At 55.3% G+C, this 15,030-nt stretch carries 13 protein-coding genes; 9 read left to right on the forward strand and 4 right to left on the reverse strand.

Going from position 1 to position 15,030, the window contains the following annotated elements; translation table 11 throughout:
- The first annotated feature begins 66 nt into the window (after positions 1–66).
- Together ABTW00_RS03545 and ABTW00_RS03550 are read left to right on the forward strand one after the other, a co-directional pair.
- The gene (locus tag ABTW00_RS03545; protein ID WP_064542438.1) at positions 67–1,248 is read left to right on the forward strand and encodes a PLP-dependent aminotransferase family protein; all 1,182 of its coding nucleotides are present in this window, start codon (positions 67–69) and stop codon (positions 1,246–1,248) included.
- A 444-nt stretch (positions 1,249–1,692) separates the two neighbouring features.
- Positions 1,693–3,984, forward strand: a complete 2,292-nt coding sequence (locus ABTW00_RS03550; protein ID WP_433638869.1) for an FdhF/YdeP family oxidoreductase — start codon at positions 1,693–1,695, stop codon at positions 3,982–3,984.
- Positions 3,985–4,050: 66 nt separating this feature from the next.
- On the opposite strand, the gene ABTW00_RS03555 is transcribed toward ABTW00_RS03550, so the two are convergent.
- The 4 genes from ABTW00_RS03555 to murQ all read right to left on the reverse strand — a co-directional run bounded on the left by ABTW00_RS03555 (position 4,051) and on the right by murQ (position 7,842).
- Entirely contained in the window at positions 4,051–4,425 is a 375-nt protein-coding gene (locus ABTW00_RS03555) for a DUF1090 domain-containing protein (RefSeq protein WP_433638871.1), read from the reverse strand.
- 236 nt (positions 4,426–4,661) lie between these two features.
- Complete coding sequence (locus ABTW00_RS03560; RefSeq protein ID WP_433638873.1) at positions 4,662–5,522, reverse strand: MurR/RpiR family transcriptional regulator; 861 nt, start codon at positions 5,520–5,522, stop codon at positions 4,662–4,664.
- A gap of 57 nt (positions 5,523–5,579) precedes the next feature.
- Positions 5,580–6,938: a PTS transporter subunit EIIC gene (locus ABTW00_RS03565; protein WP_433638875.1), complete on the reverse strand. Its 1,359-nt coding sequence runs from the start codon at positions 6,936–6,938 to the stop codon at positions 5,580–5,582.
- A complete protein-coding gene (gene murQ, locus ABTW00_RS03570; protein WP_065356039.1) occupies positions 6,928–7,842 on the reverse strand; it encodes an N-acetylmuramic acid 6-phosphate etherase in 915 nt (304 codons plus the stop codon). Before murQ ends, ABTW00_RS03565 begins: the two co-directional genes overlap by 11 nt.
- Before the next feature lie 191 nt (positions 7,843–8,033).
- Here murQ and ABTW00_RS03575 point away from each other — a divergent pair, with 191 nt between their 5' ends.
- The 7 genes from ABTW00_RS03575 to ABTW00_RS03605 all read left to right on the forward strand — a co-directional run bounded on the left by ABTW00_RS03575 (position 8,034) and on the right by ABTW00_RS03605 (position 15,029).
- Positions 8,034–8,375: a DUF1971 domain-containing protein gene (locus ABTW00_RS03575; RefSeq protein ID WP_064542451.1), complete on the forward strand. Its 342-nt coding sequence runs from the start codon at positions 8,034–8,036 to the stop codon at positions 8,373–8,375.
- 1,063 nt (positions 8,376–9,438) lie between these two features.
- Entirely contained in the window at positions 9,439–9,765 is a 327-nt protein-coding gene (locus ABTW00_RS03580; RefSeq protein ID WP_167351044.1) for a hypothetical protein, read from the forward strand.
- A 156-nt stretch (positions 9,766–9,921) separates the two neighbouring features.
- Positions 9,922–10,470: a type 1 fimbrial major subunit FimA gene (gene fimA / locus ABTW00_RS03585; protein ID WP_064542454.1), complete on the forward strand. Its 549-nt coding sequence runs from the start codon at positions 9,922–9,924 to the stop codon at positions 10,468–10,470.
- A 67-nt stretch (positions 10,471–10,537) separates the two neighbouring features.
- Entirely contained in the window at positions 10,538–11,077 is a 540-nt protein-coding gene (locus tag ABTW00_RS03590; RefSeq protein WP_064542458.1) for a fimbrial protein, read from the forward strand.
- A gap of 44 nt (positions 11,078–11,121) precedes the next feature.
- The gene (locus tag ABTW00_RS03595) at positions 11,122–11,826 is read left to right on the forward strand and encodes a fimbria/pilus periplasmic chaperone (protein WP_064542463.1); all 705 of its coding nucleotides are present in this window, start codon (positions 11,122–11,124) and stop codon (positions 11,824–11,826) included.
- Between the two features lie 70 nt (positions 11,827–11,896).
- Positions 11,897–14,491: a fimbrial biogenesis usher protein gene (locus ABTW00_RS03600; protein WP_433638880.1), complete on the forward strand. Its 2,595-nt coding sequence runs from the start codon at positions 11,897–11,899 to the stop codon at positions 14,489–14,491.
- 10 nt (positions 14,492–14,501) lie between these two features.
- A complete protein-coding gene (locus ABTW00_RS03605; RefSeq protein WP_433638882.1) occupies positions 14,502–15,029 on the forward strand; it encodes a fimbrial protein in 528 nt (175 codons plus the stop codon).
- Position 15,030: the final 1 nt, after the last annotated feature.

The raw sequence follows: 15,030 nt of genomic DNA on the forward strand, positions 1-15,030 counted from the left end.
GCTAATCAGGCCTACGTAAAGAAAGTCTGCAGTAAACACAACAACAAGACAAAAAAGGAAAAGAATATGCACGATCGGCGACTCGCCGCGCGCGCGGGGGAACTCAAACCTTCCGCCGTCCGCGAACTCCTCAAGCACAGTAAACTGCCCGGCGTGATTTCTCTCGGTGGCGGTATTCCGGCGCCGGAGCTTTTTGATACCGAAGGGCTGGAGCTGGCGGTGCAGAAGGTGATGAGCGAACGCTTTAACGATGCGTTCCAGTACGGGCTGACCGAAGGCTACCCGCCGCTGCGCCAGGCCGTCAGTGAACTGTGTCAGGCGCGCGGCGTGGCCTGTCAGGCAAGCCATGTTTATATCACCTCGGGCTCGCAGCAGTCGCTGGATATTGTTGCCCGTACCCTGCTCGATCCGGGCGATACCATTGTCGTTGAACGCCCAACCTACCTCGCGGCGCTGCAGGTGTTCCAGCTGGCGCAGGCCAACATCCTGAGCGTCGATACTGACGACAACGGCATGCTGGTGGAACAGCTCGCCGAGCTGCTGACCACCACGCGTGTTAAAGCCGTTTACCTGGTCCCGACCTTCGGTAATCCGGGCGGTAAAACGTTGAGCGACGATCGCCGCCGCCGTCTGGTGGAGCTGGCGAAGCAGCATGACGTGGTGATTATTGAAGACGATCCGTACGGTGAAATCAGCTTTACCGATGAAGTACAGCGTCCGCTGTACCAGCATGCGGTGGAATTAGGCTGTGAAGATCAGGTGGTCTATACCTCGACCTTCTCCAAAATTCTGGCGCCGGGCATGCGTATTGGCTGGATCGTGATGCCGGACTGGCTGGCTCAGCAGACGGTGATCGTCAAGCAGGCCGCCGATCTGCACACTAACATGCTGTCGCAGGTGATTACCGCCGAGTACCTGAGCCTGGGCCGCCTGGAAAACCAGATTGCGCTCATTCGCGAAGACTACCGTAAGAAGTGCGATGCGCTGGCCGACGCGCTGGAAAGCCGTCTGGGCGAGCATCTTGAGTTCAGCCGTCCGAAAGGCGGGATGTTCCTGTGGGCGCGCTTCCGCTATCCGTTCGATACCATGAAGTGGCTGGAGAAAACGCTGGAAAATGGCGTGGTCTACGTGCCGGGTGAAGCCTTCTATAACGACAATCCGGATACCCGTACGCTGCGTTTATCCTACTCTACGGTGTCGCTGGAAGGTCTGCAAACCGCCGTTGAGCGTCTGGCGAAGTCGCTGTAATGCTTTTTCGTTCCGCGCCGCCTGCTGGCGCGGAACGTCCTCCACGGATTTATTCCGTTTCCGCAATTCTGTCGTCAAGCCAGATCAGCATCAGCGATGCTAAAAAGGCGACGGTGACGGTGCCAATAAATAACCACATCAGAAATACCTCAGCTTATTGTTCTTATTATTCTGCTGTTCACTACCGCTTTCGCTTGATTCATAGCTGACATCGCAGGGTCCGATTAAAAAAGAAAGGTGAAAAATAAGAGGTTGTTCGTATCAGATCAACCCTATTTTTCGTGTGGCGGTGACGCATGAGGGGGAATCGCTATGCTCCCAGAGGGAGCCGCAGACTAATCCGTACAGCGTAGAGCCGCCGTACCTCGTGAAGAGGAAATCTTTGCTCAACAGAAATTGCTACCGTATTCGCCATTGAAATTGCGTACAGAATAAGCGGTAAAAATGAGTAATGGCGTTCCAGGTGTAAGCGACTATCAAGGGCCCGCGGGTGGATGGGGAGCGGTAAAAGCGGTCACCGCATCGGTATTTTCGCAAAAGGCCATCGCGCGCGATGTCATCGCGATGTTCCGCATGAATCAGGTAAAGGGGTTCGACTGCCCCGGCTGCGCGTGGCCGGACCCCAGCCATCGTTCGCCGATGGAGCTGTGTGAGAACGGCGTGAAGGCCGTCTCCTGGGAAACCACCAGCAAGAAAGCCTCTCCGGAATTCTTCCGCCAGCACACCGTGGCCGAGCTGTGGAAATACAGCGATTACGAGCTGGAGAATGTTGGCCGTCTGACGCATCCGATGAAGTACGACGCCATCACCGATACCTGGCAGGCCGTCGAATGGCAGGTGGCATTTGCCGAAATCGGCGAGCGCCTGCGCAGCTACGACTCCCCGGAACGCGTGGAATTTTATACCTCCGGGCGTACCTCCAATGAAGCCGCGTTTCTTTACCAGCTGTTTGCCCGCGAATACGGCAGCAGCAATTTCCCGGACTGCTCTAATATGTGCCACGGGCCAACTAGCGTCGGGCTGACCAGCGCTATCGGTCTGGGTAAGGGCACCGTCGAACTGGATGATTTCGCGCACTGTGACCTGGTCATTTGTATTGGTCATAATCCAGGGACTAACCACCCGCGGATGCTGACCACGCTACGCGAAGTGGCGCAGCGCGGCGGGCGTATTATCTCTATCAATCCGTTGGCGGAGCGCGGCCTTGAACGCTTTAGCTTCCCGCAAAGCCCGACGGACATGCTGAAAGGCCATGCCACCACGCTGAGCAATGACTACTATCAGGTCAAAATGGGCGGCGACGCCTCGCTGCTGAAAGGGATCATGAAGGCGTTGATTGAGATGGACGAAGCCAGAACCTTGCTTGGCCAGGAACCGTGTCTCGACCGCGCGTTCCTGGCTGAGCATACCCACGGCTATCAGGCGCTGTATGCCGATCTGCATCGCTGTCACTGGGCGGAACTGGAACAAGACTCCGGCCTGAGCCGCAGCCAGATGGAAGATCTGGCCTACCGTTACGACCGCTCGAAAGCCACCATCATTTGCTATGGACTGGGGATTACCCAGCATAAAAACGGCACCGAAAACGTCCAGCAACTGGTGAACCTGCTGCTGTTGAAGGGCAATATCGGCAAACCGGGTGCCGGTATTTGCCCGCTGCGCGGTCACTCCAACGTGCAGGGCGATCGTTCGGTCGGCATTAACGAGGCAGCGCCGGAAGCCTTTTTGTCGCGCCTGGAAGCCCACTTTGGCATTCGCGTACCTCGCAAGCATGGCCGCTCGAGCGTTGAGAGTATTCGCGCCATCGAGAGCGGTGACGCACAGGCGCTAATCTGCATGGGGGGGAATCTGGCGGTGGCGATGCCGCAACCGCAGCGTACCTTTGAAGCGATGAAAAAGCTGGATCTGCAGGTCCACGTGGCGACCAAACTCAATCGCTCGCATCTGCTGATGGCAAAGCATAACTACCTGTTCCCGGCGCTGGGTCGCACCGAGCGCGATATGCAGGCGAGCGGCATTCAGTCGGTCACCGTCGAAGATTCCATGTCGATGCTGCATGCCTCCTGCGGGGCGCTGAAACCGGCATCGCATTGGCTGAAGTCGGAGCCGGCGATTGTCGCCGGGCTGGCGCGAGCAACGTTGCCTGACTCGCCGGTAAACTGGGAAGCCATGACGGATAACTATGCGCTGATTCGTGAGGCCATCGCCAGCGTCATTCCGGCGTTTGCCAACTATAACGCGCGTATTGCCGAACCGGGCGGCTTCCGCATGGATACGCCCGCGTCGCGTCGCGAGTGGCGCACGGAGAGCGGTAAAGCGAACTTTATCGTTAGCCGTCAGCGCGCGGTGGATCGTCAGAATCAGCCGGATGATGCGCTGGTACTGGCGACGTTACGCAGCCATGACCAGTACAACACCACCCTATACGGCATGAACGATCGCTACCGTGGCATCACTGGTCGTCGCGATGTGGTGTTCTTAAGCCAGGCGGAAGCTGAGACGCGCGGTTTGGTAGAAGGTGACGTCATTAACATTCAAGCGCTGGAAGACAACGGCGAACCGAGCGTCGAACGTGCGATGTATGGCCTGACGGTGGTGGTTTACCGCATGGCTGCCGGTTCGATTGGCGCCTATCTGCCGGAAGCGAACGTGCTGCTGTCTCTCGATGCGGTGGATACCCAGAGCCTGACGCCTGCCTATAAGAGCGTGCCGGTCATCATTCGCAAGGCAATGTAGCGAGAGGGATAACGCGTCCACAACCCGGTTTAGCGGCCGGGTTGTGGTCTGAGCCGATTTGGGCTATCAGCGCTGTAATTCCGCCTGAGCTGCCGCCAGCTCCTCTTTGGCTTCATCCAGTTTCTGCTGTTTTTTAGCGACCTTATCCGAACGCCCTGACGACTGAGCCTCTTTTAATTCCGCCTGGCGTTCGTTCACCTTCTCCTGCTTTTCGGCGACCTTCTGCTGACGTTCCTTTTGCAAAGAGGCATCGGTACAGTGCGCTTCAACTTCAGCTAAGGCGGTGGTTAATCCATTCACCCGATGCTGATTATTATGCGTACGGGCATACTCAAGCTGGCGGGTAATTTCTTGCTTTTTGGCGGCGCAGCCGGTTAATTCGGCGGCGCTGACGCCAGTGCTGAAGCTGAAGAGGGCCGGTGCAATGACCAGAGTGCTCATTATTGTCTTTTTAATTGATAACATTTAACAAATATCCTGACGGTAATAAAAACAAAGCTTAAGTTAAATCTAATACACTATCTGTTAATAGATTTTAAAAGGCAATGCTAATTCTGTGGATATTTAGTTATTTGATCTTTATGGATAAAAACCAGGAATTTTCGCCTGTAGTACTTCCTGTGTTCAGCGCAGGCTCCCGCTTGTCGGTAAGCGATAGCCTGCGACCTGACCGATATTTATGGCGTACTCCCTTTCTGCTGGCGTTTATTGATGGTACGCAGCGCGGTGGACATGCTGTCCGGCGACACCAGGCTGTTGATGCGGAAGAAAAGAATATCAAAGGCGATCATCTGTAGGATCTGCGGCGTCACCATGCCGAGCTTCTCGTGCGCTTCGGTATAGCTATAGGGGATGACGTGTTCGGCGATCTGGCTGACCTTGTTTTTGCCGTAGCGGGTGATGGCTATCGTGTACGCCCCACGTTCGCGGGCCAGTTCCAGCGCTTCCACTACCTCCGCCGTTTCACCGCGCGCGGAGACCGCGAGCAGCACGTCGCCGGGCTGTAGCAAAGATGCCTGTACAATTTGCGTGTGGTAATCGTAGTTGAACTGCACGTTTAACCCACAACGAATCAGCTTGTGGTTGATATCCAGCGCGATCAGCGCCGAGGTGCCGATGCCGACGAGAACGATTTTGCGGCTGTCGATGAGTAACCGCGCGCAGGTGTCGATAGTTTGCGGGTCGAGCAGATCCAGCGACTGGTCGATTTTGCTGGCAAACAGGACGCGCGCTTTCTCAACCATCTGATGGGTAGAGTCGCTGGCTTCAATGCCTTCGTAGATTTCCTCGCGTGCCCGTAATTTTTGCGGATGGCTGGCCGCGGCGAGCCACAGCTTCAGCTCCGGAAAGCCGCTACAGCCGAGCGCTTTGGCATAGCGGATGACGGAGGAATCGCTGATACCCAGCTCCTGCCCCATGCGGGTGGCGCTTAAATCGGAGATATCAAAATTTCGCTCAATCAGATAGGTCGAAATACGCCGATCGCCGCCGTTTTTGGCCTCTGCCAGAGCCTGAATTTTGCTGATGATGGATTCCATTACGTACCTTATTTCTCATCATGGGAAGGGCGCGTTGCGCCCCGTGCCTGATTATGACTATTCCTGCGGATCGGTAAAGCCCAGGATCATGGCGGCGACAAATCCAACCCCCCATGCGCTGACAACCGCCAGCAGGAACGGCAGAATCTGTCCGGCGCCGACTAACGGCAGTAGCGATAATCCAGCAGTCCCAAACGGAATGATGATCCCTACTTTACAGGCGGCAATCACCGCACCGCCCGCCGCGCCGCCGATGCAGCCTGCGATAAACGGTTTGCCCAGCGGCAAGGAGACGCCGAACAGCAGCGGTTCACCGACGCCGATAATGCCTACCGGCAGCGCGCCGGAAATGGTTTTCTTCAGGCGCGAATTTTTGGTCTTCAGATAGACATAGGCCGCAGCACCCACCTGACCCATCCCGCCCATGGCAAGGATCGGGAACAGATAGTTCAGGCCAAAAGTATCGAGGATCTGCGCGTGAATAGGAATAAGCCCCTGATGTAAACCGGTCAGCAGCAGGAACAGGAAGCCGCCGCCAAGCAGCGCGCCAACCACGATAGAACCCGCGGAATTGTTGAGCAGGGAGAGCGCAACCAGGTCGCCCAGCCACTGGTTAACCGCGTGCGCCAGCGGTTGCAGAATCAGCAACGCGGCCAGTGAAGAAACCAGAATCGTCACCATCGGCGTCAAAATGAGATCCAGGCTCTCTTTGCAGTAGCGGCGGAACCACAGCTCAAATTTCGCGGCAAAGACGCAGACCAGCAGCACGGCGAAAATCCCGCCGCCGCCCGGCGTTAAGGCGCTGCCGAATAGCTTGATGTTGGCGAGATCCGGTGCGGCCAGTACGGCCGCCATCACGGCGCCGATAGCAGGGGATGCCTGCAGCTCTTTGGCGGTATTCATGCCGATCATCACCGCCAGTACCGTGAAGACCGCTTTACCCATTACCGTTAACAGGGCAAAGAGATCTTGATGGTTGGCAACAAATTCCGGACCGACCAGGCGGCAGACGTTCACTAACCCGAGAATTAAACCGCAGCCGATGAGCGCCGGGATGGTCGGGACGAAAATCGCCGCCAGAATATTCAGGCTGCGGCGGATGGAGAAAGGCTTGCGTTCTTCATCGTCTGCGGCGGCAGGGGCGATTCCCGCGTGATTCATGCGTTTAGTCAGGATACCTGTCACCTTCGACGCCGTGCCCGCACCAACGATAATCTGAAACTGCTCTCCGGCATCGACGGTGCCTTTAACGCCGTCCACTTTGCGCAGCGCTTCGGCGTTAAACAGACTACGATCGCGCAGGACGACGCGTACGCGGGTCATACAATTGGTCAACGTGGCGACGTTGCCGAAGCCGCCAATATGGTGTTCGATAGCGTCAGCGATAAGCTCCAGATGTTCTATTTTATTGGCCATGAGAGGCTCCTGATAATAGCTGATCTTTCAGGGAGACAAAGGGTTGCGCGGCCATCGTAAGCGCCGCATCGGGAGAGAGGCCCAGCAGGTTGCTCAGCACCGCCGCGCGCACGTTGTAGTTCACTTCCTGGAGTAGCGCCTGTGCCGTAGCGTTATCCACTTCGCAGATCTGTGCCACCATGTGCTCGGCGCGGCGCAGTAGCTTTTCATTCGAGGCTTTTACGTCAATCATCAGGTTGCCGTGCACGCGCCCCAGTTGAATCATGGTAGCGGTACTGATCATGCCTAACAGCATCTTCTGTGCGGAGCCGCTTTTCATCCGCGTGGAACCAGCCAGCGCTTCGGCGCCCACATCCGGAGCCACCGCCACGTCGGCTTTTTCTGAGATCGGGCCTGGACCGCGGGTGGTGAGGGCGATGGTCTTTGCGCCAGTCTGGCGCGCAAAGTCGAGCGCCGACATCACGAACGGCGTGCGTCCGCTGGCGGCGATACCCAGCACCACATCACGATCGTTCAGGCCGCGAGCACGGAGTTCGGCAACCGCGGCAGCACCATCATCTTCAACGTTCTCAACGGCTCGCAGCATAGCATCCAGCCCGCCGGCAATCACTGACTGCACCAGGTTTGGGTCGGTACCGAAGGTGGGAGGGCACTCGGCGGAGTCCAGCACGCCAAGCCGTCCGCTGGTGCCCGCGCCGACGTAAAACAGCCGACCGCCGCTTTTCATCTGCCCGACAATCAGACGTACGGCCTGCTCTACCTGCGGGAGAACGCTCTGAATGGCCTGCGGAACACGTGCGTCGTGCTCGTTGAGCAACGCCAGTACGTCCGGAAGCGGCAGGTCTGCCAGGTAGCGAGTAGCGACATTCTGTTCTTGCGCGATAGTGAAAGCGAGCGGGTTCATGCATTACCTCTGTTGGTATTCGACATTTTTAATATAAATAAATGTCGAGATTCGACAATGAGCAACATTCAGAAATGTGATGCGGGGCGAAGAACGGTGTTTTTGTGATAATGAGATTTATTATCAAAAAATCTTTACAGCTCGGATTTGAAGTTGTATTTTAAATGCATGTTTTAGATCCGGAGGTTAATATGAGCCATTACAGAATCCCAAAAAACTGGACTATCAAACGTTCAACCCCGTTCTTCACGAAAGACAATGTCCCGGCCGCGCTGCTGAGCCATCACAACACCGCCGCTGGCATCTTTGGTCAACTGTGCGTGATGGAAGGGACGGTGACCTATTACGGTTTTGCTGACGAGCAGGCCACGGAACCGGAAGTGAAGGTGGTCATCAACGCCGGTAGCTTCGCGACCAGCCCGCCGCAGTACTGGCACCGCATTGAAATGACCGACGACGCGCAGTTCAATATTAACTTCTGGGCCGAGCCGACATTTACCGGTGAAGAAGTCTACAGCGCGAAAAAATCATAATCGTGACGCCCCCTCATCAATTGATGGGGGGCCTGGTCCAATGGTGGGAAAACGTTATGTTCAAATTCTTCCGACAATCTTTATCGTCTGTTGATTATGGCGAGCGGGAGTTTTGCGGCGAGCAGACCCTGCTGTACGTTGCGGAATACTAGCAATATCTTTCATCTGCGGCTCCTTTAGGCCCGAATCGGAATCAGGAAAAAGCGACGGCCTCCACATCTTCGGCGAGGTTTCATAACGCTATGGCACAGTGTTCCTGAGCAGGCTATGTGTCTGACGTTGTTTGTTATGCTCCCGTCTCAAATATCCCCCTTCTAACCCGATAAAGCGCCAAATTGATTCTATACTCACTATCGGGTAGCGATTTAGCGCATTTAATCCCCCTGATGAGTGAAGTTTTGCCGTGTGTATTGGTGCGAGGTCAATAATTCATTTTTTGTTTTAATGATGTAAATTGATTTGGATCAATTTATGCATTTGTGAAAATTAAGTTAAATTGCGCATCAAGATATATTCTTTACACAAAATTACAATTAGTTCGCGATGCATATCAATACGAACAATTTCTTATTAATTGAAAAATCCTAAAATTAAATTATCTATTTCATTGATCTTATTATTTTTCTTTATTAATTGATCGATCAGGGCGATCTATATCCATTAAATCAATTGCCGATATCTATCAATAATAATTAATTGATCGTTTTTGACGATGTATATTCGCTGTGTATATAATTAAATCGAAGTTTGGGTTACGACGTTCTGGAAACAGGAATTATGGATACTAAATAGAATAAATTGGATCTGCATGTTGGGGTAATATATGAGGAAATGTATTATCTCGGATAACAGTTTTTTCCTTTTGGCATTGCAAGATGATGAAGTTATTCGGAGAGGAAATGTTGCAGCGATCCACTCCACACAATTAAAGTCACAGTGTTACTTACGTACGTCGGTTAGTGATATTTTCATAATTTATATTTCTGATATCGCCGAGCGACACCGGATACTGAGTTTAATTGCATCACTATGCTCTCATTGCCGAATTGTACTGTTATACAAGATGGAGAGTTCTCCCGGATGTGTCTATCAGGGGCCATTCCCTTGGCTCATCTCTGAAAAGATAGGTTTTTCAGATCTTTACTTGTGCCTGTATGAGGCGAGTAAATCTATTTTTGATCGGCGGGATTTCTCTGAACAAGAGTTGATTGTCTTTCGCTATCTATGCGAAGGCTACTCCGTTTCACAAATTAATAAATTAGCAGGGCTCAGCGAAAAGCATATTTATTATTTGCGGCAGAAAACTAAACGAATGTTTGGTTTGCGTGGGAATAATGCCGCGACAATGTCGTTTTATCTGGATATCTCAAAGCTGAATCGACGCTGGTGACGTTATTTCTGATATCCAGATAGCGGTGCTGCTGTCGGGATGTGGTCGTCTTCACATAAATAATCGATGCGTGTCAGGCAGAACCTCTATTGCCTGCCTTTAGCGCTGTTTTTAACAAAGTGAGAATAATATTCTCCATTAATCAGGAGTACATTTATGGGCATTAATAAAGTTGCGCTGCTAATTATCTCTGCGCTTTCCTTCACCTCTGCGGCGGCGCTGGCGGATACGACTACCGTAAACGGCGGCACCGTGCATTTTAAAGGCGATGTGGTGAACGCGGCCTGCGCCGTGGACGCCGGTTCTATCGACCAGACGGTACAGATGGGTCAGGTTCGTTCGGCAAAACTGGCGACCGCGGGCAGCACTAGTTCCGCCGTTGGTTTTAACATCCAGCTGAATGATTGTGACACCAGCGTTTCAACCAAGGCATCCGTGGCCTTCTCCGGCACGGCGATTGATACCACCAACACCACCGTTCTGGCGCTGCAAGGGTCAGCATCGGGCGGTGCCACCAACGTGGGCATCCAGATCCTCGATAACAAAGGCAAACCGCTGGCGCTCGATGGTGGAACCTTTAGCTCTGCCACCACCCTGAACGATGGCACGAACGTGATCCCATTCCAGGCGCGTTACTACGCGACCGGCGCGGCCACGGCGGGTACGGCGAACGCCGACGCGACCTTCAAAGTTCAGTACGAGTAATCCAACCGGCAGGGATGCCACGAGGGCCAGGAAGGCCCGAAATCAGGAGGGAACGGAGGTGAGAGTCATGCGTTGGACGACAGGGTTATTGCTGACGTTTCTGCTGCCGATCGTCGCGCAGGCTGGTAACCACTGGAACGTCACGTTACCCGGTGGTGGTTTACGTTTTCAGGGGGTTGTTGTTGCCGAAGCCTGCAGCGTGGCGGCGGAAGATCGCCTGATGACGGTAAAGATGGGCCAGGTCGCCAGCCATCGTTTTCATGCGGTTGGCGAAGAGTCCAATCCCATCGCTTTTGCTATTCATCTTGAAGATTGCAGTACGGCGGTCAGCCAGCACGTGGGTGTGTCGTTTCAGGGTGTCGCTGACGGTAAAGATCCTGACGTTCTCTCCGTGGGAGAGGGTGCGGGCATTGCTACCGGTATTGGCATTGCGCTGTTTGATGACCAGGGCCGTTTCATTCCGCTCAACCAGGCGCCCGCTCGCTGGATACGACTCAACGAGGGGCTGACCACACTGCATTTTGTGGCGAAATATCGTGCGACAGCGCGGCAGGTGACCGGCGGAACGGCGAATGCGCAGGCCTGGTTCGCTTTAACCTACCAGTAATTAACCGGACGCAGGAAATGACGGTGAATACAACAGGGGTAAACATGAAAAGAACGTTGATGGTGATGCGCGGCGCGCTGGCGATGCTGCTGCTGATAGCGGCTAGCGGGGTAAGCCATTATGCACACGCGGGCGTGGCGCTGGGTGCGACCCGGGTCATTTATCCGGCGGGACAAAAGCAGGTCCCTCTGGCGGTAACCAATACCGACGATAGCGGTACTTATCTCATTCAGTCCTGGGTGGAGAACGCCGACGGCGTTAAAGATGGCCGTTTTGTGGTGACGCCGCCGCTGTTCGCGATGCAGGGGAAAAAAGAGAACACGCTACGCATTCTTGACGCGTCCAATAACCAGCTGCCGCAGGATCGGGAAAGCCTGTTCTGGATGAACGTGAAGGCGATTCCGGCGATGGATAAATCTAAGCTCAACGACAATACCCTGCAACTGGCGATTATCAGCCGTATTAAGCTTTACTACCGTCCGGCAAAACTGGCGATGCCGCCGGAGCAGGCCGTCGAAAAACTGACGTTTCGTCGCGGTGCCGGCACGCTCACGCTGAACAACCCCACGCCGTATTATCTGACGGTGACTGAGCTCAATGCCGGTACCCGAGTGCTGGAAAATGCGCTGGTTCCGCCGATGGGCGAAACCCGGGTGAAAATACCCGACGATGCCAGCGGTGAAATCACCTTCAGGACCATTAATGACTATGGCGCGCTGACGCCGCGCATGATTGGCGCGATGCGTTAAGCCTCGGGGCAGTCCTATCCCTTGAATAGAATAAGAAACGATCGCCGGGTGAAGTGAAACCGGAGGGACTATGTCATATCTGAAATTTGGCCTCGCTTGTTTGCAGGTCCGGCGTATGCGGCTGCTTGCCGCTGCCATTTTGCTCGCGGCACCGACTTTTCTCGTCCAGGCGGAACTCTACTTTAACCCGCGTTTTCTGGCTGACGACCCTGCCGCCGTGGCGGATCTCTCTGGTTTTGAGAAGGGGCAGGAGCTGCCGCCGGGGACCTATCGGGTAGACATCTACCTCAATGACGGGTACATGGCTACCCGCGATGTGGCGTTCAGCGCCCGCGAAAATGGCGATGGGCTGATGCCCTGTCTGACACGCGGACAGTTGGTTAGCATGGGGCTGAACGCCGCGGCGGTCGACGGGTTGAGTGCGTTAGACGCTGACACTTGCGTGCCGTTAACGGCGATGATTGAGGCAGCAACCATTCGTCTGGATGTGGGCCAGCAGCGCCTGTACCTGACCATTCCTCAGGCCTTTATGGGCAATCAGGCGCGTGGTTATATCCCGCCGGAACTGTGGGACAACGGTATCACAGCCGGATTGCTGAACTACAACTTCACCGGTAATCGCGTGCAGAACTCGGTTGGCGGTAGCAGCCAATATGCCTATTTAAACCTGCAAAGCGGGTTGAACGTTGGCCCGTGGCGGCTACGTGACAACAGTAGCTGGAGCCACAGCAGCGGCTCGCAAAGTGAAAACAAATGGCAGCATATCAATACCTGGCTGGAGCGCGATATCACGGCCTTACGCTCGCGGCTGACGCTGGGAGACAGCTATACCAATGGCGATATCTTCGATGGGATTAACTTTCGTGGCGGGCAGATGGCTTCTGATGACAACATGCTGCCGGACAGTCAGAAAGGTTTTGCGCCGGCTATTCATGGTATTGCTCGCGGCACGGCACAGGTTTCTATCAAGCAAAACGGCTATGAGATTTATCACAGTACGGTGCCGCCAGGTCCCTTCACCATTAACGATCTCTATGCGGCGGGTAACGGCGGCGACCTACAGGTCACGATCAAAGAAGCGGACGGCAGCAGCCAACGTTTTACCGTACCGTATTCTTCCGTCCCGGTGTTGCAGCGTCAAGGTCACACTCGCTACGCGCTGACCGCCGGAAAATACCGCAGCGGCAATGAGTTGCAGGACGATCCCACGTTCTTTCAAGGTACCCTGATGCACGGGCTGGCGGCAGGATGGACGCTGTACGGCGGGAGCCAGCTGGCCGATCGCTATCGTGCGTTTAACGTCGGGGTCGGCAAGAACATGGGCAACCTGGGAGCGATGTCGGTGGACGTTACCCAGGCCAACGCCACGCTACCCGATGACAGTCGGCAGCAGGGCCAGTCGGTGCGGTTTCTCTACAACAAATCGCTCAGTGAGCTAGGTACCAATATTCAGCTGGTGGGTTACCGCTACTCCACGCGGGGCTACTTTAATTTTGCTGATACTACCTATCAGCGCATGAGCGGACACTCGGTGGTCACCGAGGACGGGCCGGTCTACGTGAAGCCGAAATTCACCGACTATTACAACCTTGCCTACAGCAAACGGGGCAAAGTACAGGTGAGCATTACCCAGCAGTTGGGACGAACGGCCACGCTGTATTTGAGCGGCAGCCAGCAAACCTACTGGGGAACCGGCAATGTCGATGAGCAATTCCAGGCCGGGCTAAATACCGCCGTTGACGATATCAACTGGACGCTGAGCTATAGCCTGACCAAAAACGCCTGGCAGGATGGTCGTGACCAGATGCTGGCGGTGAACGTCAACATTCCGTTCAGCCACTGGTTGCGCTCGGACAGCCAGTCCGCCTGGCGACAAGCGAGCGCCAGCTACAGCATGTCCAACGATCTCAACGGTCGGATGAGCAACCTCGCCGGGCTTTACGGCACGCTGCTGGAGGATAACAACCTCAGCTACAACGTGCAGACGGGCTATGCCAGCGGCGGCGAAGGCAGCAGCGGGAGCACCGGTTATGCCGCGCTGAACTATCGCGGCGGTTACGGTAATGCCAACGTTGGCTACAGCCATAGCGACGGGATTAAACAACTGTATTACGGCATGAGCGGTGGCGTGCTGGCGCATGCTGACGGCGTCACGCTGAGCCAGCCTCTCAATGACACGGCGGTACTGGTCAGCGCGCCGGGGGCGAAAGGGACGAAAGTGGAAAATCAGACCGGGGTGCGCACCGACTGGCGCGGCTACGCCGTGCTGCCTTACGCCACCGAGTATCGGGAAAACCGTGTGGCGCTGGACACCAACACGCTGGCGGATAACGTCGACCTGGATGACGCGGTGGTGAGTGTGGTACCGACGCACGGCGCGATTGTGCGTGCGAAGTTCAAGGCGCACGTTGGCATGAAGCTGCTGATGACGTTAATTCACAACGGTAAACCCGTACCGTTTGGCGCCATGGTCACCTCGGCGGGTAACCAGAATGCCAGCATCGTCGCCGATAACGGTCTCGTTTACCTCAGCGGCATGCCGCTAGCCGGAAAGGTGCAGGTCATGTGGGGGCAAGGCGCCAATGCACGTTGCGAAGCTGAATATCGGTTACCCGACGAGAGCCAGCAGCAGCCTCTGATTCAGCTATCGGCCACGTGCCGCTAAGGACATCACTATGACAATGCCTTGTTACCTGTTCAGCGCACTCCTGTCGCTATTTACCGCCAGCGCGCTGGCCGCAGATAGCACGATCACCATCAGCGGCCATGTGAGAGATAACGGCTGTGCCGTGGCGGGCGAGTCTAAGGACTTTATCGTCGATCTGATGGATAACGCAGCGAAACAGTTCAGCGCCGTCGGCGCGACCACGCCGGCGATACCTTTTCGTATTGTCCTTTCCCCCTGCGGCGGCGCGGTGAGCGCGGTGAAGGTAGGGTTTACTGGCGTGGCGGATAACGACAATACCAGCCTGTTGAAGCTTGACAGCGGCAGCGCTGCCGCCGCTGGCATGGGGGTGCAGATCCTCAATGGCCAGCAGACGATGCTGCCGCTCAATGCCGCATCATCCGTTCTTCCATGGACGACGCTGACGCCAGGCCAAAGCAACACGCTTAATTTTTATGCTCGCCTGATGGCCACGCAGGTGCCGGTCACGCCGGGCCACGTTAACGCCACGGCGACGTTCACCCTTGAATTTCAGTAAG

Source organism: Kluyvera georgiana (assembly GCF_050990895.1).
Lineage (GTDB): Bacteria > Pseudomonadota > Gammaproteobacteria > Enterobacterales > Enterobacteriaceae > Kluyvera > Kluyvera georgiana.